A 26,755-nucleotide genomic window follows, 5' to 3' on the forward strand; every position below is an offset into this window, starting at 1 on the left:
CGCAATGCTGATGACCGCCGTCGTCTTGGTGTTCGCCGCCAAGCGCGTGCTGTGGTTGACGAAGCTGATCAGCTCCGGCCAAAAGGTCGGCGACGAGCGTGGCCGCAAAGACCATCTGGTCACCCGCTTCCTGAACCAGAACAAGGAAGTCTTCGCCCAGTCGAAGCTCTTGAAATGGTCGATCCCCGGCATCGCGCACTTCTTCACCATGTGGGGCTTCTTCGTCCTCGCCACGGTGTATGTCGAGGCCTTCGGCGTGCTGTTCAACCCCGAATTCCACATCCCGCTGGTCGGCCGCTGGCCGATCCTGGGCTTCCTGCAGGACTTCTTCGCCCTCGCCGTGCTGCTGGGCATCGTGACGTTCGCCATCATCCGTATCGCCCGCGAGCCCAAGAAGATCGGCCGCGAATCGCGTTTCTACGGATCGCACACCGGCGGCGCCTGGGAGATCCTGTTCATGATCTTCCTGGTCATCGCCACCTACGTGCTGTTCCGCGGCGCCGCGGTCAACGTGCTCGGCGAGGAGTTCCCCTACCAGTCCGGCGCGTTCGTCTCCGACGCGATGGCGTGGCTGCTGGCCCCGTTGGGCGCGACCGCCAACATGTGGATCGAGACCCTCGCACTGATGGGTCATATCGGCGTCATGCTGGTGTTCCTGCTGATCGTGCTGCACTCCAAGCATCTGCACATCGGCCTGGCGCCGATCAACGTCACCTTCAAGCGGCTGCCCGACGGCCTGGGTCCGCTGCTGCCGATGGAGCACAAGGGCGAGCTGATCGATTTCGACGATCCCGCCGAGGACGCGGTGTTCGGCCGCGGCAAGATCGAGGACTTCAGCTGGAAGGGCTACCTCGACTTCACCACCTGCACCGAGTGCGGCCGCTGCCAGTCCCAGTGCCCGGCCTGGAACACCGGTAAGCCGCTGTCCCCCAAGCTCGTCATCATGAACCTGCGCGACCACATGTTCGCGAAGGCGCCCTACCTGATCGAGGGCAAGGAGATGCCCGAAGAGGGCTCCGTCGACTTCGAGAAGCTGGGCGACAGCCTGCACGGACACGGCGTGCCCGAGGACGGCTTCGCGCGCATCGAGGGCTCCGGCCCCGAGCAGGCGCTGCGCCCGCTCGTCGGCACCGCCGAGCAGGGCGGCGTCATCGATCCCGACGTGCTGTGGTCGTGCACCAACTGCGGCGCCTGCGTCGAGCAGTGCCCGGTCGACATCGAGCACATCGACCACATCGTCGACATGCGCCGTTACCAGGTGATGGTCGAATCCGAGTTCCCCGGCGAGCTCGGCGTGCTGTTCAAGAACCTGGAGAACAAGGGCAATCCCTGGGGCCAGAACGCCAAGGACCGCACCAACTGGATCGACGAGGTCGACTTCGACGTGCCGGTGTACGGCCAGGACGTCGACTCGTTCGAAGGTTTCGAGTACCTGTTCTGGGTCGGTTGCGCGGGCGCCTACGAGGACCGCGCCAAGAAGACCACCAAGGCCGTCGCCGAACTCCTGGCCACCGCGGGGGTGAAGTACCTGGTGCTGGGCACCGGCGAGACCTGCACCGGCGACTCGGCGCGGCGTGCCGGCAACGAGTTCCTGTTCCAGCAGCTCGCGGCGCAGAACGTGGAGACCATCAACGAGCTGTTCGAGGGCGTGGAGGCCGTCGACCGCAAGGTCGTGGTTACCTGCCCGCACTGCTACAACACGATCAACCGCGAATACCCGCAGCTGGGCAGCAATTACACGGTGGTGCACCACACCCAGCTGCTCAACCGCCTGGTCCGCGACAAGCGGCTGATCCCGGTGACCTCGGTCGATCAGCAAGTCACTTACCACGATCCGTGCTTCCTGGGCCGGCACAACAAGGAGTACGAGGCCCCGCGTGAGCTGGTCGGCGCGGCCGGCGCGACACTCACCGAGATGCCGCGGCACGCCGATCGCGGACTGTGCTGCGGTGCCGGTGGCGCGCGGATGTGGATGGAAGAGCACATCGGCAAGCGCGTCAACACCGAGCGCACCGAGGAGGCCATCGACACCGGCGCCTCCACCATCGCGACCGGTTGCCCGTTCTGCCGCGTGATGATCACCGACGGTGTCGACGACGTGGCGTCCACACGCAGCATGGAAAAGGGCCCCGAGGTGCTTGACGTGGCCCAGCTGCTGCTGGGCTCGCTGGACACCAGCCTCTACACGCTGCCCGAAAAGGGCACGGCCGCAGCGGCTTCCGCGCAGCGCGCCGAGGCACGCGCCGCCCTGGAGGCCGAGGCCGAAGCGGTGGCCGCACCTGTTGTCGAAGAAGCGGCCGAGGAGCAGGCCGCCAAGCCTGCCGCACCGGCCGCCGCCGCGGCACCGGTCACCGGTCTGGGCATCGCGGGCGGCGCCAAGCGCCCGGGCGCCAAGAAGGCCGCCGCACCCGCGGCAGCCGCACCCGCTACCGAGGCTGCCGCACCCGCGGCACCGGTCAAGGGACTCGGAATCGCCGGCGGGGCAAAGCGTCCCGGCGCCAAGAAGGCCGCCGCTCCGGCAGCCGAAGCCGCCCCGGCCGCCGAGACCGCTCCCGCCACGCCCGAACCCGAGGTGAAGGGGCTCGGCATCGCCTCCGGCGCACGCCGTCCGGGTGCAAAGAAGGCGCCCGCCGCGGCGGCGCCCGCTGCCCCGAAGCCCGCGGAGACCGCGTCCGCCGAGCCGGCCGCGACCGAGCCCGCCGAACCGGGCAAGCCCGAGCCGCCGGTGGTGGGCCTGGGTATCGCCGCCGGCGCACGCCGCCCCGGTGCGAAGAAGGCCGCTCCCAAGGCGCCCGCCGCCGAACCGGCTCCGGCCGCCGAACCCGCCGCCGAGGCCGAGGTGCCCGCCGAGGCACCCGAGCCGCCGGCGTCGTCGAACGGCTCGGGAGGCGACGACCGCGTCGTCGGTGACGAGGCACCGGTGAAGGGGCTCGGCATCGCCAAGGGCGCCCGCCGCCCCGGCAAGCGCTGAGGCTCCATCTGCGCGAGTGGCCAGTTATGACACGGTTTCAGCCCGAATACGTGTCATAACTGGCCACTCGGCCTGGTTCTAGACCTGTTTCAGCTGGAATGGCGTCGCACTGGTGATGCCGCCCGGACAGGCACCATTGGAATCGGCGGACAGCACGCCGCGGAGCGTCGCCGGATCGAGCTCCATCGAAATGACCGCCGGCTGGAAACTGCCATCGGCACAAATGAAACCGTCGGGTTTGGTCACCGAGAAATACCAGACGCCATTTGTCAGGGTCATCGGGCTCGTCCAGCCCTGATTGCTCGCGACGGTCCCCGCGCAGCCGGCCGGCCCGCAGGTACTGGCGATCTGCCAGATGTTCTCCGGATCGCCCTCCGCACCGGAGAAGGTGCCGTTGAGCAGCGGGGGCTGCGCCTGCGCGGGAGCGGCGAATGCCACACCCACCGCCATCGTGATACCGAATACCGCACCCAGCGAACGTGTTATCGACGTCATAATGATCGGGAAAATAGCACCACGCCACCGTAAAACGGCGCATACGCACCGGATATCGCCGTCAATTTATGGCCAGGGTGTCGAATTGTTACGTCACTCAGAAAATCGGTTTGCCCGACCGTGGGAGACTTGATGCCGTGAGTACCCATCAGCTGCCGGACAAGACGTGGCATTCCAGCCAGCAGCCTCGCCTGCGCACGTTCGCCCAGTCGACGAAGCTGCAGGACGTTCTCTACGAGATCCGCGGCCCGGTACACGAACACGCCTCCCGGCTGGAGGCCGAGGGCCACCGCATCCTCAAACTCAACATCGGCAACCCGGCGCCGTTCGGATTCGAGGCCCCCGATGTGATCATGCGCGACATCATCGGCGCCCTCCCGCACGCCCAGGGCTACTCCGATTCCAAGGGCATCATCCCGGCGCGGCGCGCGGTGTTCACCCGCTACGAGCTCGTCGAGGGCTTCCCCAAGTTCGATGTCGACGACGTCTTCCTGGGCAACGGGGTCTCCGAGCTCATCACCATGACCCTGCAGGCGCTGCTCGACAACGGCGACCAAGTCCTCATCCCGGCCCCGGACTACCCGTTGTGGACGGCCTCGACCGCACTGGCCGGCGGCACCCCGGTGCACTACCTGTGCGACGAGACCCAGGGCTGGAACCCCGATATCGCGGACCTGGAGTCCAAGATCACCGACCGCACCAAGGCGCTGGTGGTGATCAACCCGAACAACCCGACCGGCGCGGTGTACAGCCGCGAAACGCTGGAACAGATGGTCGCGCTGGCCCGCAAGCACCAGCTGTTGCTGCTCGCCGACGAGATCTACGACAAGATCCTCTACGACGATGCCAAGCACATCAGCCTCGCGACGCTGGCACCGGACATGCTGTGCCTGACGTTCAACGGCCTGTCCAAGGCCTACCGGGTGGCCGGATACCGCTCGGGCTGGCTGGTGATCACCGGCCCCAAGGAGCACGCCAGCAGTTTCATCGAGGGCATCAACCTGCTCGCCAACATGCGACTGTGCCCGAATGTGCCTGCCCAGCACGCGATTCAGGTCGCGCTCGGCGGACACCAGAGCATCGACGACCTGGTGCTGCCGGGCGGCCGGCTGCTCGAACAGCGCGATACCGCCTGGACGAAGCTCAACGAGATCCCCGGGGTCTCCTGCGTCAAGCCCGAGGGTGCGCTCTACGCCTTCCCGCGGCTCGACCCGGAGGTGTACGACATCCACGATGACGAGCAGCTGGTGCTGGATCTGCTGCTGCAGGAGAAGATCCTGGTCACCCAGGGCACCGGATTCAACTGGCCCACACCGGACCATCTGCGCATCGTGACGCTGCCGTGGTCGCGGGATCTGGCCAATGCGATCGATCGGCTCGGCAACTTCCTGGTCAGCTACCGGCAGTAGCCCCAGGCCCGCCGCCTACGCTGTTGCGGTGGCGCATTCACATTCGCATTCGCTGAGCGGTCCGGCGCCGCTGGGGCCGCTGGCGGCCCGCATCGTGGTCGGCTTGCTGATCGCCCTCGGTGTGCTGACACTGGCCGGCGCGGCCTGGCTGTGGCCCAGCCAGCAGAAGGTCGACATCCCGCTGCCCTTCCAGAGCTCGGCCGGTGGCAGTGTCAGCACCGAGGCCGGGCACGTGCAGGCCGTCACCATGGCCCAGTGCGGGGGCCCGTCGGTGGGCGTGGTGATCACCGCGCCGCCGGCGCCGACGACCGGCGCGGACGCGCACTGCACCCAATCGTTCATCGCCATCGATTCCGGCCCCAATGCCGGCGCCTACACCCTGCTGGAATTCAGCGGCGGCCCCGGGCAGCCGCAGCTGGCGGTCGGCGACGATATCCGGATCACCCGCGCCGTGGATCCCACCGGGACCACCGCGTACTCGTTCTACGACTATGAGCGGGCCTGGCCGTTGGCGGCGCTGGCCGCCGCCTTCGCGGTGGTGGTCGTCGCGATCGCAGGCTGGCGGGGGCTGCGGGCACTGATCGGTATCGTCGTCGCGTTCGGGGTGCTGGTGGTGTTCATGCTGCCCGCGCTGCGCGACGGCGCCGGCGCGATACCCGTCGCGCTGGTGGCATCCTCGCTGATCCTCTACGCCGTGCTCTATCTGGCGCACGGGGTGAGTCTGCGCACCAGCGCGGCGCTGCTCGGTACCCTGACCTCGCTGGTGCTCGCCACCGTGTTGTCCTGGGGTGCAATCGAACTGACCCAGCTGACGGGGTTGTCCGAGGAGGAGAACAACGCCGTCGCCACCTACCTCGGCGGGGTCTCGATCACCGGACTGCTGCTGGCCGGGTTCATCATCGGTTCGCTCGGCGTGCTCAATGACGTGACCGTGACGCAGGCGTCGACGGCCTTCGAACTCGCCGAGCACAGCGACTCGCGCCGGGCGGTCTTCTTCGGCGCCATGCGGGTGGGCCGTGACCATATCGCCAGCACCGTCTACACCCTGGTGCTCGCCTACGCCGGCAGTGCGCTGCCGTTGCTGCTGCTGTTCAGCGTGGCCAACCGCTCGCTGGGCGACGTGCTGGTCAGCGAGAGCGTGGCCATCGAGATCGCCCGGTCCGCGGTCGGCGGTATCGCGCTGGCGCTGTCGGTGCCGCTGACCACGGCGATCGCCGCGGTGCTCTCCACACCTACCGTCGCAACAACTCCAGCAGATACCCCCCGTAACCCGACTTGAGCAGACCTCGCGCCCGAGCGGCGAGCTGATCGTCGTCGATGAAGCCCAGCCGCCACGCCACCTCTTCGGGAGCGCTGATCTTCAAGCCTTGGCGCTGTTCGATGGTCCGCACGAAATCGCTTGCGTCCAAGAGGGAATCGAAGGTCCCGGTGTCCAGCCACGCGGTGCCGCGCGCCAGCGTCTCCACCGACAACCTGCCCTGCTGCAGGTAGATCTGATTGATTTCGGTGATCTCGTACTCACCGCGCGCCGACTTCTCCAACGACCGGGCGATCTCCACCACATCGTTGTCGTAGAAATACAGACCGGGCACCACGTAATGCGATTTCGGCTCGGCGGGTTTCTCCTGCAGCGACAACGCCGTGCCGTCGGCATCGAACTCGACCACACCGTAGGCGGACGGGTTGGCCACCCAGTACGCGAAAATGGCTCCGCCGCTGACATTCTGGAAACGCCGCAGACCGGTACCCAGGCCCGGCCCGTAGAAGATGTTGTCGCCCAACACCAATGCCACCGTATCGTTGCCGATGTGCTCGGCCCCGATGACGAAAGCCTGCGCCAGGCCGTCGGGTTGGTCCTGCACGGCGTAGGTGAGGTTGATGCCCAGAGCCGAACCGTCGCCCAGCAGCCGGTGGAATGCGGGCGCATCGTGGCCGGTCGTGATGATCTGGATATCGCGGATGCCCGCCATCATCAGTGTGCTCAGCGGGTAGTAGATCAGCGGCTTGTCATACACCGGCAGGAGTTGCTTGCTGATCCCCAGGGTGATCGGGTGGAGCCGGGTGCCCGACCCGCCGGCCAGGATGATGCCGCGCATCTAGGTGTCGAGGTCCCGTTCGGACAGGCCGGTCGCGGCCAGCGCAGCCTCCAGGGTCTCGTGCCGGAACACGGAGGTGACGTGGTCGTGCACCACCCGGAACGCCGAGGCATCGGGTCGTCCGTCGGCACCGGTGGCGGTCTGTTCGGCGACGACGACGCCGTCGTGCACATAGAGCCTGCCGACCTCCACCACGCCACCGCCGGAGTTCTGCACCCAGTCGAGCAGGGCCTGGTGTCCCTGCAGCGCGCCCTCGGAATCGCCGACCTCGATGTCTTCACTGCACAGGGCGAGCAGGGTGTCGTAATCGGCGGCGTTCAGTGCGTCGTGCCAGGCGAGGACGGTGGCGATCTCCGAGGTGCTCATGGGTACAACTCTAGGGTCCGGCGGGCAGGCGCGAAGCGACCCGGGATCAAAAGGGCGTGCCGGCCAGCCAGCCGTCCCACACCGCGGCGTCGCCGAGGATTTCCAGACCGGCTTGCGCGGCGGTGCGGCGGCGGGTGATGGCCAGCAGCAGATCGACCGCCCGGCCGCGCACGGCCGCGTCTCCCTTGCCGTGGGCGTGCGACCAGGACAGCCCGTCCTCGTCGTGCACGATGGTCCACTCGCCGGTCGGACCCAGCCCCTCGTCGGTGGCGTGCAGGTGCAGCGTCTGCCCGCGTGCGATGGGTGTGTACCGGGCGGTGGCGAGGTCGATCCACTCGCTGACACCATCGGCGGCCAGGTCGGCGGGCAGGGTGAATTCCCTGCCCAAGGCCATGGCGGCGTCCGCCCGGTGCACGATCTGCTCGTGCACGCGGCGCCGGATCCACCAGCCCGGAATGTGCGGGCCCACGAAGGTCCACACCTTGGTGTGCGGGCCGATGCGTTCCACGGTGTCGATGAGGGCCTGCGCGCCGTCATTGAGCCAGTCGATCGCGGCGTCGAGATCCTCGGGCGGTTTACCCTCGCGGACCTCGCGCGGGTCCAGCGGCTCGGTACGGCGTTCGGCGATGATCTGTGTGCACCAACGGTTTCCGCGCCCGACATGGCGGAACAGCTGTTTGAGCGTCCACTCGGGGCAGGTCGGGACCGGGGTCGAGGGATCGGCGTCGCGAATCAGCTCGCCGAAGCTTCTGGTCTGCTCGAGCAGGGCGGCTCGGAAATCCACACCTACGACCGTAGCGCGGTGCGGGAGTCACCGAGGGCGATTGGCAGGCTGGACCATCCGCGCAGCACCCGGGTTTCGCGGCGGGTGCCGTCCCCGGCCAACCGGGCTTCGGGGAAGCGCTCGAAGAACGTCCGCAGCCCGACCTCACCCTCGGCCCTGGCCAGCGCCGCCCCCAGGCAGAAGTGCCGCCCACTGGAGAACGACAGGTGCCTGCCGGCGTTCTCGCGTTCGATGTCGAAGCGGTGCGGGTCGACGAACACGTTCGGGTCCCGGTTGGCCCCGGCGATGTAGACGAGCACCCCGGAGCCGGCGGGTATGTGCCGGCCACCCAGCTCGAGGTCCTTGACCGCGATGCGGGCGCTGAGCTGTACCGGGGATTCCAGCCGCAGAATCTCCTCGACGGCGGTCGGCCACAGCTCGGGACGGTCGGCGAGGGTCTGCAGGTGCTCCGGGTGCTCCAGCAGCAGCCGAATACCGCTGCCCAACAGGTTGACGGTGGTCTCGAAGCCGGCGGCCAGCACCAGCCCGGCGGTGGCCACCAGCTCCCGGTGGGTCAGCGGCCCCTCCTCGGAGGCCTCCGAGGCGCGGATGATCTGGCTCATCAGGTCGTCACCGGGGTTGCGGCGCAGTTCCTCCAGGTGTGCCGAGAGCCAGTCGTTGAAGCCCTGGACGGCCTCGCTGACCACCTTGTACTGCGCCCAGGTCAGGCCGATGTCCAGGCTCGCGGCTCCGTGCTCGCCGAATTGCAGGACGCGCCCCCGATCCTGCGCGGGCACGCCCAGGATGTCTCCGATGACGGTGACCGGCAGTTGGCCGCAGTAGCGTTCGACGATATCGACGGTGCCGTGTTCGCCGATGAGGTCATCGAGGAGCCGGTTGGCGGTGTCCTGCACTCTGTCCCGCAGCGCGGCGACGGCGCGGGTGGTGAACACCGAGGACACCAGCTTGCGGTAGCGGGTGTGCTCCGGCGCCTCCACCGACAGCATCGAGGGCGGCTGCAACGGGTGCAGCACATCTGGTTTGGTGCGGTCGATCACCCATTGCAGCGGGGCGGGCAGGTTCGATCCCAGCGCGAGGACGCGGAAGTCCTCGGAGCGCAGCACATCGCTGCAGATCTTGTGGTCGACGCTCATGTACACGACGCGCGCCTTGACGATCGGGCCTCGGGCCCGCAGTTCCTCGGTGAACGGCACGGGGTTGGCCCGCACCGAGAGGTCGGCGATCAACCGCCCCTGCGGATCCCCGCGGCGGGCGAAGCGTTTGGAGACGCCACGGATGACGCCGTGCATGGCCAGCCAGTGGATGCGCTGCTTGATCGGGCCCTGCGTCATGACACGCTCCTAACCGAATGACCGTTCGGTACCGTGCTCGCAGCTTACCGAATTACAATTCGGTGTGGCAAGGACCAGGATCCCGGCGGCGCAGCGGCGCGCACGCATTCTCGACGCGGCCGTCGAAGCCTTCGCCGAGCACGGGTTCGCCGAGGCCAAGATGCAGGACATCGCCAAGCTCGCGGGCGTGGTGCCCTCGGTGCTCTATGACCACTTCGGATCCAAACGCGAGTTGCACATCGCCGTTCTGGAGCTGCACGCCGAGCAGTTGCGGGAACGTTCCCTGCGCCGGGTCGAGGGCGCCACCGCCGAGGAACTGGTGCGCGCCAGCATCTCGAATTACTTCGAGTTCGTCGAGGCCGACCCGTTCATGTGGCGGTTCCTGCACCGCGATCCCCCCGCCGACCCGCAGACCGCCGCGGTGGTCCAGGAGATCGCCGACCGCGGCACCGCGGCGATCGCCGATCTGATCCGGTTCGGCGCCGGGGACACCAAGTCGGTGCGGGGTATCACCCTCGACGATTCGGCGTGGATCCTGGCGCGCGCCACCCAGTCGGCCTGCCACGGGGTAGCGACGTGGTGGTACGAGAACCGCTCGGTGCCCCGTGAACGGGTGGTGGAACTGGTGTCGATGCTGTTGTGGCAGGGCTTCGACGGAATGCTCAAGCAGGCATCGCGTTAGGCGTTGCCTCAGTTGCAGAAGATCAGGAAGCAGTTGCCGCCCTGGCCGCCACCCTGGCCCCCTTGGCCACCCCCGGACTCGCCGCGGTCGTAGTCACCGCGGCCGTAGTCACCACGCGAGCCGGAGTCACCACGAGAACCCTCGGAATTGCCTGAGCCCGAACCGTTTCCACCGCTACCACCGGTCGGCCACGGCCACTGCGGTTGCTGCGGCTGCTGCGGTTTGGGTTGCTGCGGCTGCGGCTGTTGGGGTTGTTGCGGCGGGTAACCCGGGTAGTCGTCGTCATAGTCCGGGTAGTCGGGATAGTCGGGCTGCTGGGTCTGGCGTGGCTTCTGCTCCCACGGCGGGCGCCAGACCGGCCACTGCGGGCGCGGCAGCACGATCACCGGGGGCGGCAGCACCACCGGCGGGGTCCACACCGGGGGCACGACGGGCGGTGCGACCGGAGCCGGGGCCGGCGGCGGAGCCACCGGGGCCGGGGCGGGGGCGGGAGCCTGCGGTGCGGGAGCGCGCTCGACATACACCTGGCGTGGCGCCTGTTGTGGCGCCTGCTGCACCACTGGGATGGGCGCTTTGATGGTCTCGGCCGCCGCGGGAGGCGGCGGTGGGGCCGGCTGCACGGGCAGCGCTTCGGGCACCGGGGCGGGGGCGGGGGCCTGCGCGCTCGGTGCGACGGCGGCGCGCGCCGGCGCGGGCCGCTCGTCGGCGGTCGGCCGGATACTGACGGCCAGCGAGATCGCCAGGGCGACGACACCGATCACGAAGATCGAGGCCATGCTTCCCACCAGCAAAAACGGCTTCGGCCCCTGCTCGGCGGGCGGTTCGACGTCCAGGCCGGTGAGATCGTCGGGGACCTCGGCGTAGTTCGGGACCGATGAGGCCGCCAACTGGGTATCGGCGGCCGCGGCGAGCACCGAACCCGCCGTGGGGCCGTCGGGGTCCAGCGAGTAGGCCAGCCCGACGGTGGACGCTTCGAACGCCGGGGCGCTGGCCGAGGCCAGTGCCGCTCCCCGCGCCAGCGCGAGTCCGGATTCCTCCGGGGCGCTGACCGGGATGTCGACGAGCGCGGCCAGGTGTTCCTTGACCGACGCCACATCGACGCCGGAGCCGACGACGAACATGCCCTCCGGGGCGGTGTCCTGGCCGGCGACCGCGGCGGCCATCTCGCCGAGGACGGCCATCGCGTCGGTGCTGTGCAGGCTGCGGCTGAGCACCTTGACCACCGAGCCGTCTTCGGCACGCACCACCGAGAGGGTGGCGGTATCCCGGTTGAGGAATAGCAGGGCGGTGGAGTTGTAGCCGACAGCGCGCCCGGCCGCCTGGGCCAGCGCGCCGGCGGCGTGCAGTTCGGATACCAGCATCACGTCGTTGATGCCGTGCGCGGCGAGCGCCTCACGTAGTGCGGACGCGTCGGTGTGGTCGGTCCAGGTGACACCGATGGCTTTGAGGTGGTGACCGCCGGCCTGCGCACTCTCCTGAGTTCCGAGTACCGCCTGGACGACCTGATCGGCCACGCTCAGCGTTGCTGAATCATCCGATCCCGCCACCTCGAAGACATCATGGTCAACGGTGGCGCCATCGCCCTTCTCACCCTCTACCAGCACCATACGTACTGCGGTAGGGGTCATCGACACACCCAGTACGATGTCCACTTGCCCCTCCAAAGTGTTTGCTACGTAGCTCGTTTCATCGGTGTCGGACCCTCGACACAAACCGGCGACTAGATAGTTCATCGCCGTGAGCGGCACCGCCGTTACAGCCGGCGGCGTTAGCTAAAGCACGTAACAGACCCTACGCGGGTTCACGGTTTGACGAAGTTCAGATACGACTTCGACGGGGTCGGTCCGCGTTGCCCCTGGTACTTGGAACCAGCCTTGCTGCTGCCGTACGGATGCTCGGCGGGACTGGTCAATCGGAGCAGACACAGCTGCCCGATCTTCATACCCGGCCACAGCGTGATGGGCAGGTTCGCCACGTTGGACAGCTCCAGGGTGATGTGCCCGGAGAATCCCGGGTCGATGAACCCGGCCGTCGAGTGCGTCAGCAGCCCGAGCCGCCCCAGCGAGGACTTGCCCTCCAGCCGGCCGGCCAGATCGTCGGGCAGTGCGCAGCGTTCCAGCGTCGAGCCGAGCACGAACTCGCCAGGGTGCAGCACGAACGGCTCTCCCTCCTTGGGCTCGACCAGGGTGGTTAGGTCGTCCTGGCGCAGCGCCGGGTCGATGTGGGTGTAGCGGGTGTTGTTGAACACCCGAAACAGGCTGTCCAGACGCACGTCGATGCTCGACGGTTGGATGAGGGAGTCATCGTGCGGGTCCAGCGCCAGCCGGCCCGCGGCGATCTCGGCGCGGATATCGCGATCGGAGAGCAGCACGCGACGAGCGTAACCGGCTCAGGTCATGGACATGCCGGTGGCGCGTCGGCACGCACCGGGGCATCGGCGGGCAACGTGTAGGTGACCACGGCGTTGGCGTCATGCGGGCTGTCGTTGCGCACGACGTGCGGTGTACCCGCCGGAATGACGATGGCCTGCCCGGCCAGATACGGCGTCGGCGCGCACTGATCGGCGGTCTGCAGCGTCACGGTGCCGCCGGTGATGACCGTGTGCTCGACGCCCGGGTGGGTGTGCCAACCGCTGCTCGACGGCGGGTGCAGCAGCAGCTCCTGGACGTAGAGGGTGGTCGGGCCGGTGGTCTCGATCAGTACCGGCTCCGCGGAGGTGCCGGTGGCCAGCTCGGTACGTTCGACGTCGCCCTCGGCGGGTGTGGCGTGCGCGGCCGGGGCGCTGATGAGCGCGCCGACGAGTGCCAGGAATGCGAGACGTTTCATGACTCCCCCATGGGTCGCGTCCTATCGGTGACCAGCGGATGCTAGCCTTCCTGATCGAACATGCCGATGTAGTTCAATGGCAGAACATCAGCTTCCCAAGCTGAATACGCGGGTTCGATTCCCGTCATCGGCTCCACGAAACCCCTGTTAGGTGGGGCTTTGCACCTCTCCTGGCGGCTTCTCGGCAATTTTTTGACCGCCGTTTGACCGTGGCCCTGCGACGCGATCGATGCGTTGTTGTTTGCTGCCCCTGCCGATGCGACGTGCGACGATCCTCGGCATGGGCAAGCGCATCATCGAAGGTCACGAGATCGACATCGCGGACGCCAAAGACCTAGAAGGGGTCGTTGGCAAGCCGATCAAGATGGTTCCCGACGATCAGGGAATAATTAGCTCAACGATTCCAGTTCACCCCACAAAATCCATATTTGCGAAATTCGAGCTGGCTGGCGAGAATCTTCCGCACGAAGAATATTTTATTCTGATTCCACCGGGCGAAAGCCGCACGAGAATCGGAATGTCTGAAATACGACCCTTCCGTAACGAATGGACGCTAGAAGACATAGCCCATCAACAGCAATTATTTGACGCCATTGGCAAAATCGCAGTCTTCGGCGGCCACGTCGAAATGGCCATGAAGAAGGTCCTAATCACGCTTCGTGGCGGCAACCGTGACCTTCTGGATCCCACGCTACCGAGCGACTGGGACGGCTTAGAAAAAGAGCTTCGCAAATTATGCGATGGATCCGACGACGTCCGCACAAAGCTCTCGGCTATCCTGAATGATTCTGATGAGAAGCAACTACGAGACAAACGCAATGACGCCATTCACGGGTACTGGTGGTTAATTCCCGCTCATGGCAGGTTGATAAACGCCCGCTATTACCGTCCCAAAAAGGGCAATACTCAGATGCCCGTATCGATTTACGGCTCTTCATGATTGAGGGTGTAGAACGGTCAGCTGCTGTCGGCCTGTGATTGGGGTGTCTGGTTGGCTGGGTGTGTGCCGGAGGAGAAGCGGAAGAGTAAGAGGAAGAGCGCGGTGTCCGGGGGTGGTGTGGACCTGTCGATGCTGCAACAGCTGATGGCCGATGCTGGCCGGGATTTGTTCGCGGGAGTGTTCGATGAACCGACACCCGAGGTGGGAGCTGTGCCGGAGCGTGTGCGGGGTTTCCGGGTGCGGGTCGACCTGATGTACGCCAAGCCGCCGATCTGGCGTCGTCTGGTCCTGCCGGGTGACCTCGTGCTCGATGAGCTGCATGACGTGCTGCAGGTTGCGATGGGCTGGCAGGACGGTCATCTGCATAAGTTCGGTGTCGGGGCGGACCGGCGTACCCGTGCCTACTTCGTCACCAGATTTGATCTCAGCGAAGGCGACGACGGTCTCGTCGAGGACGGTGTGCGCCTGGATCAGGTGGTCTCCGGTAAGGGCGACCGGTTGTTCTATGACTACGACTTCGGCGACGGATGGGAGCACGTGCTGGTGGTCGAAGACGTTCTCGATGATCCACCTTCGGCTCCGGTGTGCCTGGCGGGCAAGATGGCCTGCCCGCCGGAGGATTGTGGTGGCTTGGGCGGCTATGAGGAATTGGCTGCGTGGGTTCGTGGCGGGTACGACCCGCGGGCAACACCGATGGGGCTGGGTGCGCAGGAGATGCGCGACTGGCTGCCCCGAGGCTGGCACCCCGATCGTTTCTCGGTGACCGAGACCAATGACGCTCTGGCCGCGTCGAATATGCGTTGAGGACTCTTCACTGCCGAGGTGCAAGGAGCTGAGTTCGGAAGCCTCCGGTCTCGAGCAGTGACCGGGCGATGTAGTTGGTGAGGTTGCGGAAGCCCAGCGCGGATCCGCGCAGGTGTTCGAGGCGGCCGTTGATCGCTTCGGTGGGCCCGTTGGAGGTGCCGGGGCGGTCGAAGTAGGCCAGCACGTCGGCGGCACGCTTCTTCAGGGTCCGTCCCAGGGTGATCAGTTCGGTCAGCGGCTTGGGAACGCCGGTGCTCAGCGTGGTGATCAGCGCCGCCATCATCGTGCGGCCTTTCGTGCGGTCGGGTTCACGATACGCGGCCACGGTGCGCTGATACATCTGCCAGGTGGCCTCGACTTCTGCGTGGGCGTCGGCGGCGAACAAGGCGGCCAGCCGGGTGCGCTGGCGGTCGGTGAGCAGATCGGCACCGGTGTGCAGGGTGCGTCGGCAGGTGTAGAGCGGGTCGGACTTGCGGCCGCGGTGCCCACATGTCGCCAGCTGCACCCGGCGGCGGCACTCATCGAGGGCGTTGCCAGCCAGGCGCACCACGTGGAAAGGGTCCATCACCGTCGCCGCCTCGGGCAGTTCCTCGGCGGTAGCGGTCTTGAACCCGGAGAAGCCATCCATAGCAACAACGTCCACGCCGTCACGCCAGTCCTGCGGCCGCTCGGCCAACCAGTCCTGAAACGCCTTTTTTGAGCGACCCTCGACCATGTCGAGCAGCCGAGCCGGACCGGTCCCGTCACGCACAGGGGTGAGATCGATGATGACGGTGACGTACCTGTCACCGCGACGGGTGTGCCGCCAGACGTGCTCATCGACGCCGATCACCGCCACGCCGTCGAAACGGGCCGGATCGGCGATCAGCACCCGTCGGCCTTCTGCCAGCACCGCGTTGTTGGCGGTGTTCCACGACACCGCGAGCGCTTCGGCGATGCGAGCCACGGATAGATGCTGGCAGACAATGGCTTCCAGCGCCCACCGCAGAGCACGCCGCGACAGCTTGGCACGTGGTTCGGCCATCCTGGTGGTGTCTTGTCGCCACACGTGGGCGCAGCCGGCGCACCGGTAGCGACGGATGGTCACCAGCAGTGTGGTGGGGCGCCACCCGAACGGCTCATGGGCCAGAGTACGGGTGAGGCTGTCGCGTGGGATGCCTTCTTCGCCGCAGCGACGACACCACCGGTCCTCGTCGGTCACCCGGCACGCCAGCACAGCACGGCCGGGCTCAAGGCGTTGTCCGGTCACCTGCAGCCCAAGTTCGTCGAGGCGGCAGAAAGTCGTCAGGTCAGCGCAGGCGAAGCCCGCCCGACCGGTAGCGTCAGGCACGTCGAGGTCTTTCGGATGAGGAGTGTAGGAACCCTCATTTTCGAGAGACCTCGACCTCTATCCCGGCAACGACGCGCCAACCACCTCTACACCCTCATCTGTGAAGAGCCGTAAATCGACAGCGTCGTGGTGACTTTCGCGTGACCCATAAAGCGCGAAAGCTGCAATGGAGGAATCCCGGCCACGACGCACAGGCTCGCGTAGGTATGACGCAGGGCATGGAACTTCAGCGCGGGCGGCAGAACGGGGTTTGATCCGCCAAGGCGGTTGGCGCGCGCGACCGCAGGACGGAACACCGCCTTGCAGAACGTTTGGTGTCGGATCGGTTATGACCAATCCAGCACCAGACGTTCGGCAGCCTTCGAAACGACACACCTACAAGCGCAACCGCAAGGGTCAGTTTGTCTCTAAGGCCAGCCGGTCAACGCGGGTCAAACGGTCGCTGCCGATGTGCGTCGTTCGCGGGTCGGTTCGTCAGACCGTGCGCGTTGGTCGCGTCGGTCCGGGCGGCAATACGCCGGGTTTCGCGCCGGGGTCGAACTCAAGCCGCGCAAGGATTCTGCGCGCTACTACGTGGGCGTGAGCGCCGGTAGCAAGATCCCGACCACACTGATCGCAGCCATCGCCGGGCAGCGGTGTCATTTACGATACCGCGCCTGGACCTCACGCGACCATAGAAAATACATGTCTTTGAGTTGAATATCGCGTGATTCCTCAAAATATTTATGAACCGCCTGCAGGGTAGTCCCACCGAAAATTGCAATTCCAGCAGGCAACAAGAGTGGGGCGTTGAATGCCAATCCGGCGATCGTCAAGACGGTGCCCAGTCCGACAGAAGTCGCCACTTTCTTGTTGAGTAAATTCTGAGACTTAACCATCGCATCATCTACCTCTCGCAGAGAGGGTCCGATGACATCGTTGATAATGTCGGCCGCGACCCCACTGGAAGGCGAATCACCGCTGGCCGCGACGGCGTCATTCATCCCAGCCCTCAATGCATCCCGGAATCGATCAAAGCTGCCGCCCTCGGCAGCGCGAATTTTCATCGCATCCTTCGGAGGTACGTCCGTGAGGATGGGCAGGTCCAACGCAAGTGCAACGTTTTCGTCGGACAAGTGGTCGGCAACCAACCGGTCATGCACGCCGGTGCCTAGGCCAAGCGGCGTCCCCAGCATCTGAGCCGTCACTACATCAGATGTCAGATGGCTCGCGAACCGCACAAAGACTCCCTCGGCGGCGGCTCGTTTGATGACCTCAGGGTCGCTCACATCGGCATGCACGTCGAGGCAAGGCCATTCCGTATGCTCAAGCATCGGATGGGTGAAGGTGCAGTGCAGGTGGTCACCGTGTGGTTCAAAATCCGCCACGGTGCCGTTTTGCATCAATTCTGCGACGATTGATTCGGAATTGCTCAGAATATGGTCGAGGCCAGCTTCCGATAGATGCTGCCTATAATGGACTCTGCACGCCGGCGCTTTTTCCGTAAATACGAGGAATTCTTCCGCCCCGACCTCCCGGATGTACAACAAACCGCGCATTAGTGACTCGACATTATGCTTCGCTTCATCGATAGACGCCCCATCTACAAGGTGGCTGACTACCTGTTTGCTCGGGCCTCGCACCGCAACCTGATCGAAGTAGAACCATGTCCGCGAAAGCAGCCGATCAAGATCCCGACGTAGACAATCAAAGGCCATGCAGCCAAGACTTCCCGAGAGATCGAGGCCGTGCGCCGCTAGAACCGTGTTCCCGGCGGATTCCAGAGGCACCAATGAGTACGTCTCATCAGCAGTCGCAACATCGAAGACCTTTGTCGCGAAGTCGCCGTTTCTGAGCGCCTTCTCTAGTTGCGCAGGTTTACGAATCTCACTCTCGTCCAAGAGATCGAGCAGCCAGAAACCCACCTAGCCCCCTTGCAGTCGATGGCAACGTTGTCCTTGCTTGTTTATACGCTCACAAAACGTTTGCTGCCATTGACCGTAGATTGACCGCGAACGGCGGGTTTACGCGGGATCGCGACAGATCTCAACAGTTCGCAGCTGGTGACTCAAAGCTATCCTCACCAGCTGAGAAGTGTTGCGACCCTGGCGACCTGGCCTGATCGAGTTAGAGCAAATTCCCAGGCTGAATACGCGGTTCGATTCCCGTCATCGGCTCCAGGTTTTCGCTGTCGACCACACCAGCTCCCCGACGCGCCGGCCGTGTCCCTCGGTCAGCACGCGCTCCCTCACCTGAGCTGGGGAAGCACGTCCTTCTCCCAGGCGGCGAAGAAGCCCTCCTTGTCCGGTCCGATCTGCTGGACGTAGACCTCGTCGATATCGGCGTCCAGATACGAACGCACCTGTGCGACATGCTTGTCCACGTCCGGCCCGCAGGTGATGCTCTCGGTCACCGATTCCCGTGGCACCAGCGACATCGCGTCCTCGAAATCCTGTGGCCGCGGCAGGGTCTGCGCGAGCTGGCCGGGCAACATGTCGTTGGCCCACAGCCGGTGCGCGGCGTCGATGCCGGCGTCGGTGTCACGATCCCAACTCACCTTCATACCGCCCTGCACCGGCTTGTCGCCGCCGCCCGCGGCGCGGAAGGTCTTCACCAGGTCGGCGTCGGCCATCGTCAAGCAGTAGCCGTCGCCGATGCGGCCGGCGAGTTCTGCGGACTGGGGACCGAACCCGGACACGTAGATCGGCACGGGCTGCTCGGGCAGGGTATAGATCCGGGCCTCCTGCACCTCGTAATGCAGGCCGTGGTGGCTGATCACCTTCCCGGTGTGGAGCGCGCGGATGACCTCCACCGCCTCTTCGAGCATCTCCAGTCGCACCCCTGGCGACGGCCACGGGTCACAGAGAATGTGCTCGTTGAGCGCCTCCCCGCTGCCGACACCGAAGACGAAGCGCCCGTCGAGCTGAACGGCCGCGGTGGCGGATGCCTGCGCGAGGATCGCCGGATGCATCCGGATGGTCGGGCAGGTCACGGCGGTGGACACCGGCAGCGACGTCACCTCAGACAGCGCGCCGATGACACCCCAGACGAACGCGCTCTCACCCTGCTCGTCGTTCCACGGGTGGAAATGGTCGGAGATCCACAGCCGGTCGAAGCCGGCGGCCTCGGCGCGACGCGCCTGATCGACCAACTCTTTGGGGTTGTACTGCTCGGCCGACAGGAAGTATCCGATGCTCGTCATGGCCCTCGGTTACCCGCTGCTTCGGCGATGAACCAGGCGTGGCACTCGTGACAACTGGTTCAGGCGGTCGACTGGTGCATTTTCAGGCCGTCGATCCGTGTGCGGAGCAGCTGCGCAAGAAGCCCGGTTTCCCTGTCACCGAACCCGATCTGCTCGCACCGCTCCGGCCAAGGCTCCGCAGCGTCGACAACGGCGTCGATCATCCTGACGACCGCGCGTTGCCGCAGCCCGAGACGTTCCCCCGCCTCGATGAAATTTGTCCGGCTCAGCTTATTGGCGCGGCCGTACAGATTGAGCGCCATCGGGTCTTTCCAGCCCACATAAGGCTGGGTGCACAGCAGGTCGTAGGCAGGAGTCGGTTGCCATATTCCGTTCGGATTGTAGATCGACAGGTTCTTGCCATGTAGATCGCCGTTGCCGATAAGCCACGAAAACACAACGGTTTTGAGCAACTCGACAACCGCGGCAACCCTGGAACCTCCGCCTCGCGCACATGCCTCGGCGAGTCCGGTGATGGCGGTTTCGGTCTTGATGCGGTATTTCGAGGCGGGATAGACATCAGCGACCTGGCACGCATCCTCCTGCGCAAGCCTGACGGAGCCTTCACGGTCGAAACGCGTTACCAGCAAGGCACTTCGTCCCTCGGCATCGTGCAGCACCGACGTCTTGGCAACCCTGAGACCGCACGCCGCGGCCATCGTCATGAAGAAATGCTCGTTCTCCACGAGCAGCGGATACTGCGCGGGACTGAGCTTCAGGATCGCCGGCCCCGACCTGGTCTGTGTAGGCGTTGACAACATGCCGGCGCTAACCTTGGGTTGAACCCCCGCCAAACCCACCGGGTCTGCCTCGACGGAGCCGGTCATCTTGGCAAAAACGGCGCGGAAGTCGGTGTCACGTTCGGGGTCGAACAGCGGTAGTGGCCGGATCGGATCCGCCCCGGCGGGGAACACCCGGACGTTGCCGATCGTGTCGGCTCCGATGGCAAGCAGCAAGGTGAGGTGGTCATCGGCAGAGGTTTTGGTCGACGACGTCACCACGCCCAGCCGGACACCCTCGGGGAGGAGCCCGGCGAAGAACGCCGGCACCGACCCGCCCGTCGTGACCACTGGATAGTCGCCCGAACGCAACAGTGACCACGAAACCGACCGGTCACGGACCCGACCTTCGAGATTGGCCCCTGCGTTGAGGTAGGCGAAACTGACGCCGTCACCACCTTGTCGCACCAAATGGGCAGCAAGGTCGTCGCCGATGTAGACGTCGGCCGTGTCGACCTCGCGCAGGTCGAGACGGTGCGGATCAGTCATTCCGCCATCGCGCTCACGTCGACGTGGAGCCCCAAAGCGTCAGCAATCTCGATGACAGACCCGAAGCTGATCGATCCGCTCCCCCGCTCAAGTGACTGAACACTGGAGCGGGACACCCCAGCCAAGTCAGCCAAAGTTTGTTGCGTGAGCCGCAGCGCGATCCGCCTCTCAGCGAACGCCACACCTATGCGTGCGATTTCAGGCATAGCACCATCGCGTTGCGATTTCCTACGCCTGGGACCCATGACCGCGCTCCTTATGCCTCCGATTTCATGCGTAAGACCATCGTGCGGCACATCCCGGTACCGTGTCAAGGCTTATGCATGCAATTGGAAGCATTGAGCGCGGAGGGCCCTGAATCCGCTCTCCGCGTCCCGCTATGTTAGGTATTCCACGCTTAAGGACCACGAAGTCGGTCGTCCTCGCCGAGCCTGACATCGCTCAGCCGGCGGCCACCGCCTCCAGATTCCGCGGGTGATGACACGCCGCCAGATGCGCCCGCTCCCGTTCGATCATGTCCGGCTCCTCGGCCGAACAGACCTCGGTGGCCCACCGGCACCGGGTGTGGAACCGGCACCCCGACGGCGGATCGATCGGACTGGCACATCACCCTCCAGGATCAGCCGCTCCCGGGCCGCGTTGCGCCGCGGGTCGGGGATGGGGACCGCCGATAGCAGCGCGGTCGAGTATGGATGGAACGGCTTGTCGTACAGCTCGGTGGCCGAGGCGGTCTCGACGATCTTGCCCAGGTACATCACCGCCACCCGGTCCGAGACATGGCGCACCACACCGAGATCGTGCGCGACGAACAGATACGACAGCCCGAACTCGTCCTGCAGATCCTCGAGCAGGTTGATGATCTGCGCCTGCACCGAGACGTCCAGCGCCGATACCGGCTCGTCGGCGATGATCAGCTTGGGCCGCAACGCCAGCGCGCGGGCGATCCCGATGCGCTGGCGTTGCCCGCCGGAGAACTCGTGCGGGAAGCGGTTGTAGTGCTCGGCCTGCAGACCCACCCGGTCCAGCAGATCCTGCACCTGACGCTTCACCTCGGCGCCGCTGGCCAACCCGTGCAACTCGATCGGGTCGCCGATGATCTGCCCGATCCGCTTGCGCGGGTTGAGCGACGCATACGGATCCTGGAACACCATCTGGATGTGGCGGCGGATCGGCCGCAGGTCCCGGCGGGACCGGCCCACCAACTCTTCGCCCTGGAAGCGCACCGACCCCGAGGTCGGTGCCATCAACTGCAAGATCAGCCGGCACAGCGTCGATTTCCCGCACCCGGACTCGCCGACCAGCCCCAGTGTCTCGCCCTCGCGCAAGGTCAGGCTGACACCGTCCACCGCGCGTACCCGCCCGACCTCGCGCTCGATGATCGCGCCCGCCTTGATCGGGAAGTGCTTGACCAGGTCGGTGACCTCGAGCAGGGGCTCGCCGGTGCTCACAGGCTCACCACCTTGCGCAGCCCGATCCGGCCGTCCACCTCACGCAGCGTCGACTTCTGCGCCGGCTCCAGCCAACACCTGTCCAGATGGCCGGTCGCCGCCCGAGTCTCCAATGATGGTGCCTGCGAGCACTTCTCGAACGCATGCGGGCAGCGCGGCGCAAAACGGCACCCGGGCGGCAAGGACAGCAGCGACGGCGGCGCTCCCCGATCTGCGGCAGCCGCGAGTGCTGCGGCGCGTCGAGCGGGGTCAGCGATCCGAACAGCCCCCAGGTGTAGGGATGTTGGGGGTCGTAGAAGATGTCGTCGACGCTGGCGTCCTCGACCACCTGCCCGGCGTACATGACCAGCACCCGGTCGGCCACCTCGGCGACCACGCCGAGGTCATGGGTGATCAGCACCACCGCCAGTCCACGCTCGGCGTTCAAATCGGCCAGCAGCCGCAGGATCTGCGCCTGGATGGTCACATCGAGCGCCGTGGTGGGTTCGTCGGCGATCAGCACCTCGGGTTCCAGCGACAGCGCCATCGCGATCATCACCCGCTGCCGCATACCGCCGGAGAACTCGTGCGGGTAATCGCGCACCCGACGCTCGGGATTGGGAATGCCGACGGTGCGCAGCAATTCGATGGCACGGTTCACGCGCTTCGGCGCGGGAGACGTCGCGGTGGGCCCGGATCATCTCGGTGATCTGGTCCCCCACCCGGTAGACCGGATTCAGCGATGTCATCGGATCCTGGAACACCATCGCGATGTGCTCGCCACGGATGGACTGCAGTTCGCGGTCGTCGAGCGCGGTGAGATCCTTGCCGCCGAACCGTACGGCACCTCGATGGTCGCGTTCGGTGCGCGGGTCAGGCCGAGCACGGTCTGGGCGGTGACGCTCTTGCCCGACCCGGACTCGCCGACGATCGCGAGCACCTCACCGGCGGCCAGGCCGAACGAGACGCCGTCGACGGCGCTCACCACGCCGTCCTGGGTGGTGAAACGGACTCGCAGATCCTCGACTTCGAGTAAGGGACTCATACCGGTGCTGCCTCTCCGATCCGGATGCGCGGGTCCAGGAATGCGTACGCCACGTCGACAGGGTGTTGAACAGCACGATGAAGAATGCGCCGAACATGGTCACCCGATCAGCGGCGGCAGATCCAGCGTTCCGATCGCCTGTCCCGCATACAGGCCGACACCGTTGAGGTTGAACACGGTCTCGGTGAGGATCGCCCCACCGCCGACGACCGCGCCGAAATCGAGGCCGAACAGCGTCACGACCGGGATCATGGAGTTGCGCAGCACGTGTTTGATGCGGACCTGTCGCTCGCTGATCCCCTTCGCGCGGGCAGTGCGCACATGGTCATCGTTCATCACGTCGAGCATGTTGGAGCGCAACACCCGGCTGTAGAAGCCGACATACAGCACCGCCAGCGTCAACCACGGCAGGATCAGGTGATACGCCCAGTCCAGCGGGTCCCTGGACAGTGGCACGTAACCACTGGTGGGAAAGAGTTCGGCCTTGAAGCTCAAGTAGTACAACAGTATTGCCGCCAGCCAGAACACGGGTACGATATGCCGACCAGCGACAGGATGGTCAACGCCCGGTCGGTGAACTTGCCGGCAATGCACGGCGCTGAGATAGCCGAACCAGATGGCCAGCACCATCCAGAGCACCGCGGCGCCGATGCACAGCGACAACGTGGCGGGCAGACCCTTCCAGATCTGTTCGACGACGTTCTGCGAGCTGGCATACGAGGTCAGCTGGCCGGTGAAGATCTGCTTCATCATCGTCAGGTACTGCACATACAGCGGCTGGTCGAGTCCCAGATCCGCACTCACCCTGGCGATCAGCTCCGGTCGGCGTTCTTGCCCGCGATCCTGGCGCGGGGTCGGAGTTGGGAATCACGTTGAAGATCAGGAACACCAGCACCGAGATCGCGAACAGCACCGCGACCATCCCGCTGAGGCGTCGAATCACGAATCGCAACACGTCAGTGCTCCAACCGGATCTTGGCCCGCGGATCCAGCGCGTCCCGCAGCCGTCACCGAACACGTTGAGCGACAACACGGTCAACACGATCATCAAACCGGGCACGATCGTCAGGTGCGGCGCGGTGTAGATGGTCTGATAGCCGTCGGCGATCATGGTGCCCCAGGAGGCATTCGGCGCCCGCACGCCGGCGCCCAGGAACGACAGCGCGGACTCCAGCAGCATATTGTTGGCGATGTTCAAGGGTGAAGAACACGATGATGGTGGACACCACGTTCGGCAGCAGTTCGCTCACCATGATGCGCACCGGCCCCTTTCCCTGGGCCACTGCCGCTTCCATGAACTCCTTCTCCCGCAGTGCGAGGATCTCACCGCGAATCGGCCGCGCCATGTAGGGCACGTACACCAGACCGATGATCATGATCGGTATCCACAGCGAATCGCCGGCGATCTGCAGCGCACCGATCTTCAAGCCGCCCAGTGCGAGTGCGGTGCCCAGCGCGATACCGAGCAGCAGCACCGGGAACGCCCAGACCACATCCATGATCCTCGACAGCGTCGCGTCGACCCAGCCGCGGTAGTAGCCGCACAGCAGCCCGACCAGGACGGCCAGCACCGTGGTGATGGCCGCCGCCGCAACACCGATGTAGATGGACGTCCTACCGCCATACATCAGGCGCACCATCACATCTCGGCCGTTCTGGTCGGCGCCCAGCAGATAACGGCCGTGCAGGCCCGGCCCGATCGGAGTGCCATCCGGTGACACGACGTCGGTTTGCTGCCCGTCGATCAGCACCGTGTCGGTGATGTGGTTCTCGTTGGGACCGGTGTGCGCCACCTGGTCGGCCCACAGCGGCGCCGCCAGGCAGAACAGCACGATCAGCAGGAACAGCGCCCCGAAAGCGAGGCTGATTCTGTTGCGCCGCAGCCGAAGCCACGCCAGATACCAGGGGCTTCGGCCTCGGATCCGCGCCGCGGGGACCCCCGCCGGTGGGACGGGGTCCCCGGGCGCTTCAACGGCGTCAGTGGGCGTAGCCATACCTACTTCAGCGCCAGCGCCGACCAGTCCTGGTTGAACAGGAGATGATGGTAGGCCTTGTCGAAGTCGATCCGGTCGGAGACGAAGGTGGTGAACTGTTCGTTGCCGTACGGCGCCCACGCGGCCCGCTCCATATAGGCCTTGTCCAACGCGGCGTATTGAGCCTCGGTATCACCCTCGGTGAGCTGCTTGGTCAGCAGCTCGTCCATCTTGGCGTCCAGCTCCGGGTAGGACGCGCGGGAGAAGTTGTTGCCGTTGGTGGGCAGGATCGCGTCGCTGTTGAGCAGCGGCCGGAAGAAGTCGTCCGGATGCGGGAAGTCCTGGAACCAGTTGCCGAACCCGGTATCCAGGTCCGGGGTCGACTGGTTGCCGATCGTGGTGAAGTACACGTCACCGGCGATCACCTTCAGCGTCGCGTTGAAGCCCAGCTGGTTGAGCACGTCGTGGTAGTACTCACCGATCCGCTTGCGGTCGGGCTCGTCGTTGGTCCACACCGTGATATCGCGGTCCGCCGGGTTCGCCTCGGCCAGCAGCGCTTTGGCCTTGTTCATATCCGGCCCCGGGTAAAGCTTGTATTCTTCGTAGCCCGGCATGCCCGGCGGCAGGATCTGCTGCGTCGGGTGCAGCCGCCCGCCGAACACCCGGTTGAGCGCTTCGGGGTCGATGGCGTAGTTGACGGCCTGACGCACCCGCACATCGTTGAACGGCGCGGTCTGGTTGTTCATCCAGAAGTAGTAGGTATTGATCGACTCCTCCATCCGGAACCGATCGCCGAAGCGGGTTTTGACCTCCTGCAGGCGGTCCGCGTCCGGCGGGTCGACCATGAAGTCGATGGTGTTCTGCTCGACACCGGTGACCTGAGCGGAGTTGCTCTTGTTCTGGGTCACCACGATCTTGTCGACATTGGCATCGGCGACCTCGGTGGCCCCGGCATCGAGCACGCTCTGGAAGTTCGGGTTGCGCTCCATCGTCATGCTCTGCGGGGCTTCCACGCTCGTGATCATGAACGGTCCGCTCGATGGGGGCGGATTGTTCGTCGCGTCATCGGCGAGCGGGTGCTCGCCGGCACGGGCGCCGCGAACGGCAATCCCAGCACGTTCTCGAAGGTTCCGTTCGGGGCGTCCAGCGTGATGGTGATATCGCCGGTGGCATCGTCGGTGACGATCCCGGAGATGGTGTCGGCGGTGCCGTCGGCGTATGCGGGCGCACCGACGATGCCCGAGTAGAACACCGAACCACCGAGTCCGCCTTGAACAGCCGCTGAATGGCGTAGGTGAAGTCCGAGGCCTTGATCGGTGTGCCGTCGGAGAACTTCATGCCCGACCGCAGCTTCAACTTGTAGGTCTTGCCGTCGTCCGAGATCTCAGGCATCGCTTCGGCGAGACCCGGCACCACCGCGGTGCCCTCTTCTCCCCTGGCGTGTTTATAGGTCAGTAGCGGCGTGTAGACGTTGTAGAGCACCTCCCACCCTTCGAGGGTGTAGGACAGCTGCGGGTCGATGTAATCCGGGAAGGATGTCATCGAGATGTTGATCTCACCCCCGCCACCGGAGGCGCCGGAGCCGTCGTCGCTGCCGCACGCGGCGACCCCGAAGACGGCGACGGCGGAGATACAGGACAGGACAGTTACCTTGCGCAGGGCTGTGCGCAGCTTGCTCATCTGGCTCCCTCAGTTCGCGGCACGGGCGAGTCCCGTCCACGTTTACGCCTCAAAAGCGATCCGGGTAGCCATCTTGGACGGGAAATCTAAGAGATGGCATCCCGAATG

General features: G+C 65.6%; 23 protein-coding genes, 1 tRNA gene and 3 pseudogenes. 7 read left to right on the forward strand and 20 right to left on the reverse strand.

The features are described 5' to 3' along the window. Nucleotides 1-4 precede the first annotated feature (4 nt). A complete protein-coding gene (locus tag A7U43_RS27550; protein WP_068001597.1) occupies nt 5-2,971 on the forward strand; it encodes a (Fe-S)-binding protein in 2,967 nt (988 codons plus the stop codon). A 78-nt stretch (nt 2,972-3,049) separates the two neighbouring features. On the opposite strand, the gene A7U43_RS27555 is transcribed toward A7U43_RS27550, so the two are convergent. Next, nucleotides 3,050-3,421 carry a hypothetical protein gene (locus A7U43_RS27555; protein ID WP_231963489.1) on the reverse strand — a complete coding sequence of 124 codons (372 nt, stop codon included), beginning with the start codon at nt 3,419-3,421 and terminating at the stop codon, nt 3,050-3,052. A 113-nt stretch (nt 3,422-3,534) separates the two neighbouring features. On the opposite strand from A7U43_RS27555, the gene A7U43_RS27560 reads away from it, so the two are divergent. Both A7U43_RS27560 and A7U43_RS27565 read left to right on the forward strand, forming a co-directional pair. Continuing rightward, nucleotides 3,535-4,875 (forward strand): pyridoxal phosphate-dependent aminotransferase, encoded by a 1,341-nt coding sequence (locus A7U43_RS27560; protein WP_068001602.1) that lies wholly within the window; start codon nt 3,535-3,537, stop codon nt 4,873-4,875. A gap of 28 nt (nt 4,876-4,903) precedes the next feature. After that, nucleotides 4,904-6,154, forward strand: coding sequence for a YibE/F family protein (locus tag A7U43_RS27565; protein ID WP_067989680.1), 1,251 nt, complete (start codon nt 4,904-4,906; stop codon nt 6,152-6,154). On the opposite strand, the gene rfbA is transcribed toward A7U43_RS27565, so the two are convergent. The 4 genes from rfbA to A7U43_RS27585 are packed head-to-tail and all read right to left on the reverse strand — an operon-like array spanning nt 6,108 to nt 9,452. Continuing rightward, a complete protein-coding gene (rfbA, locus tag A7U43_RS27570; protein WP_067989682.1) occupies nt 6,108-6,971 on the reverse strand; it encodes a glucose-1-phosphate thymidylyltransferase RfbA in 864 nt (287 codons plus the stop codon). The two genes, A7U43_RS27565 and rfbA, sit on opposite strands and share 47 nt — an antisense overlap. Beyond that, nucleotides 6,972-7,337, reverse strand: coding sequence for a nuclear transport factor 2 family protein (locus tag A7U43_RS27575; RefSeq protein WP_067989684.1), 366 nt, complete (start codon nt 7,335-7,337; stop codon nt 6,972-6,974). It lies immediately after the preceding gene. 46 nt (nt 7,338-7,383) lie between these two features. Continuing rightward, nucleotides 7,384-8,121 carry a maleylpyruvate isomerase family mycothiol-dependent enzyme gene (locus A7U43_RS27580; RefSeq protein WP_067989685.1) on the reverse strand — a complete coding sequence of 246 codons (738 nt, stop codon included), beginning with the start codon at nt 8,119-8,121 and terminating at the stop codon, nt 7,384-7,386. A gap of 2 nt (nt 8,122-8,123) precedes the next feature. Continuing rightward, nucleotides 8,124-9,452, reverse strand: a complete 1,329-nt coding sequence (locus A7U43_RS27585; RefSeq protein ID WP_082901964.1) for a cytochrome P450 — start codon at nt 9,450-9,452, stop codon at nt 8,124-8,126. 64 nt (nt 9,453-9,516) lie between these two features. On the opposite strand from A7U43_RS27585, the gene A7U43_RS27590 reads away from it, so the two are divergent. Beyond that, complete coding sequence (locus A7U43_RS27590) at nt 9,517-10,134, forward strand: TetR/AcrR family transcriptional regulator (RefSeq protein WP_067989687.1); 618 nt, start codon at nt 9,517-9,519, stop codon at nt 10,132-10,134. A gap of 8 nt (nt 10,135-10,142) precedes the next feature. Here the strand turns inward: A7U43_RS27590 and A7U43_RS27595 are convergent, their stop codons facing one another. The 3 genes from A7U43_RS27595 to A7U43_RS27605 form a co-directional block, all read right to left on the reverse strand. Continuing rightward, nucleotides 10,143-11,786 (reverse strand): DUF7159 family protein, encoded by a 1,644-nt coding sequence (locus tag A7U43_RS27595; RefSeq protein WP_082901965.1) that lies wholly within the window; start codon nt 11,784-11,786, stop codon nt 10,143-10,145. Between the two features lie 149 nt (nt 11,787-11,935). Continuing rightward, the gene (dcd, locus tag A7U43_RS27600; protein ID WP_067989691.1) at nt 11,936-12,505 is read right to left on the reverse strand and encodes a dCTP deaminase; all 570 of its coding nucleotides are present in this window, start codon (nt 12,503-12,505) and stop codon (nt 11,936-11,938) included. A gap of 23 nt (nt 12,506-12,528) precedes the next feature. Then, a complete protein-coding gene (locus tag A7U43_RS27605) occupies nt 12,529-12,960 on the reverse strand; it encodes a cupin domain-containing protein (protein WP_067989693.1) in 432 nt (143 codons plus the stop codon). 62 nt (nt 12,961-13,022) lie between these two features. Between A7U43_RS27605 and A7U43_RS27610 the strand changes: the two genes are divergently transcribed. The 3 genes from A7U43_RS27610 (at nt 13,023) to A7U43_RS27620 (ending at nt 14,704) form a co-directional block, all read left to right on the forward strand. Next, nucleotides 13,023-13,096 (forward strand) — tRNA-Gly (locus A7U43_RS27610). A gap of 144 nt (nt 13,097-13,240) precedes the next feature. Beyond that, a complete protein-coding gene (locus tag A7U43_RS27615; RefSeq protein ID WP_156525798.1) occupies nt 13,241-13,900 on the forward strand; it encodes a hypothetical protein in 660 nt (219 codons plus the stop codon). A 102-nt stretch (nt 13,901-14,002) separates the two neighbouring features. Further along, entirely contained in the window at nt 14,003-14,704 is a 702-nt protein-coding gene (locus A7U43_RS27620) for a plasmid pRiA4b ORF-3 family protein (protein ID WP_052543539.1), read from the forward strand. 7 nt (nt 14,705-14,711) lie between these two features. Here A7U43_RS27620 and A7U43_RS27625 read toward each other — a convergent pair whose 3' ends face one another. The 12 genes and pseudogenes from A7U43_RS27625 to A7U43_RS30455 form a co-directional block, all read right to left on the reverse strand. Continuing rightward, nucleotides 14,712-16,034 carry an ISL3 family transposase gene (locus A7U43_RS27625; protein WP_052545499.1) on the reverse strand — a complete coding sequence of 441 codons (1,323 nt, stop codon included), beginning with the start codon at nt 16,032-16,034 and terminating at the stop codon, nt 14,712-14,714. Nucleotides 16,035-16,120: 86 nt separating this feature from the next. Next, entirely contained in the window at nt 16,121-16,330 is a 210-nt protein-coding gene (locus A7U43_RS29425; protein WP_335582830.1) for a tyrosine-type recombinase/integrase, read from the reverse strand. A 342-nt stretch (nt 16,331-16,672) separates the two neighbouring features. After that, nucleotides 16,673-17,938: a hypothetical protein gene (locus A7U43_RS27630; protein WP_067989697.1), complete on the reverse strand. Its 1,266-nt coding sequence runs from the start codon at nt 17,936-17,938 to the stop codon at nt 16,673-16,675. Nucleotides 17,939-18,261: 323 nt separating this feature from the next. Continuing rightward, on the reverse strand, nt 18,262-19,215 hold the full coding sequence (locus A7U43_RS27635; RefSeq protein WP_067989700.1) for an LLM class F420-dependent oxidoreductase: 954 nt from the start codon (nt 19,213-19,215) through the stop codon (nt 18,262-18,264). Between the two features lie 59 nt (nt 19,216-19,274). Then, nucleotides 19,275-20,522: a type II toxin-antitoxin system HipA family toxin gene (locus A7U43_RS27640; RefSeq protein WP_067989701.1), complete on the reverse strand. Its 1,248-nt coding sequence runs from the start codon at nt 20,520-20,522 to the stop codon at nt 19,275-19,277. Further along, the gene (locus tag A7U43_RS27645) at nt 20,519-20,767 is read right to left on the reverse strand and encodes a helix-turn-helix domain-containing protein (protein ID WP_335582831.1); all 249 of its coding nucleotides are present in this window, start codon (nt 20,765-20,767) and stop codon (nt 20,519-20,521) included. Before A7U43_RS27645 ends, A7U43_RS27640 begins: the two co-directional genes overlap by 4 nt. Before the next feature lie 196 nt (nt 20,768-20,963). Further along, nucleotides 20,964-21,970, reverse strand: a pseudogene (locus tag A7U43_RS27650) (ABC transporter ATP-binding protein). Beyond that, nucleotides 21,967-22,994, reverse strand: a pseudogene (locus A7U43_RS27655) (ABC transporter ATP-binding protein). Before A7U43_RS27655 ends, A7U43_RS27650 begins: the two co-directional pseudogenes overlap by 4 nt. 99 nt (nt 22,995-23,093) lie before the next feature. Next, a complete protein-coding gene (locus tag A7U43_RS30440) occupies nt 23,094-23,798 on the reverse strand; it encodes an ABC transporter permease (protein ID WP_250637284.1) in 705 nt (234 codons plus the stop codon). Between the two features lie 152 nt (nt 23,799-23,950). Beyond that, a pseudogene (locus A7U43_RS27665) lies at nt 23,951-24,988 on the reverse strand (ABC transporter permease). A gap of 2 nt (nt 24,989-24,990) precedes the next feature. Continuing rightward, nucleotides 24,991-25,992, reverse strand: coding sequence for an ABC transporter substrate-binding protein (locus tag A7U43_RS30450; RefSeq protein ID WP_231963490.1), 1,002 nt, complete (start codon nt 25,990-25,992; stop codon nt 24,991-24,993). 37 nt (nt 25,993-26,029) lie between these two features. Next, a complete protein-coding gene (locus tag A7U43_RS30455) occupies nt 26,030-26,647 on the reverse strand; it encodes an ABC transporter substrate-binding protein (RefSeq protein ID WP_231963491.1) in 618 nt (205 codons plus the stop codon). Nucleotides 26,648-26,755: the final 108 nt, after the last annotated feature.

The organism is Mycobacterium adipatum (genome assembly GCF_001644575.1).
Lineage (GTDB): Bacteria > Actinomycetota > Actinomycetes > Mycobacteriales > Mycobacteriaceae > Mycobacterium > Mycobacterium adipatum.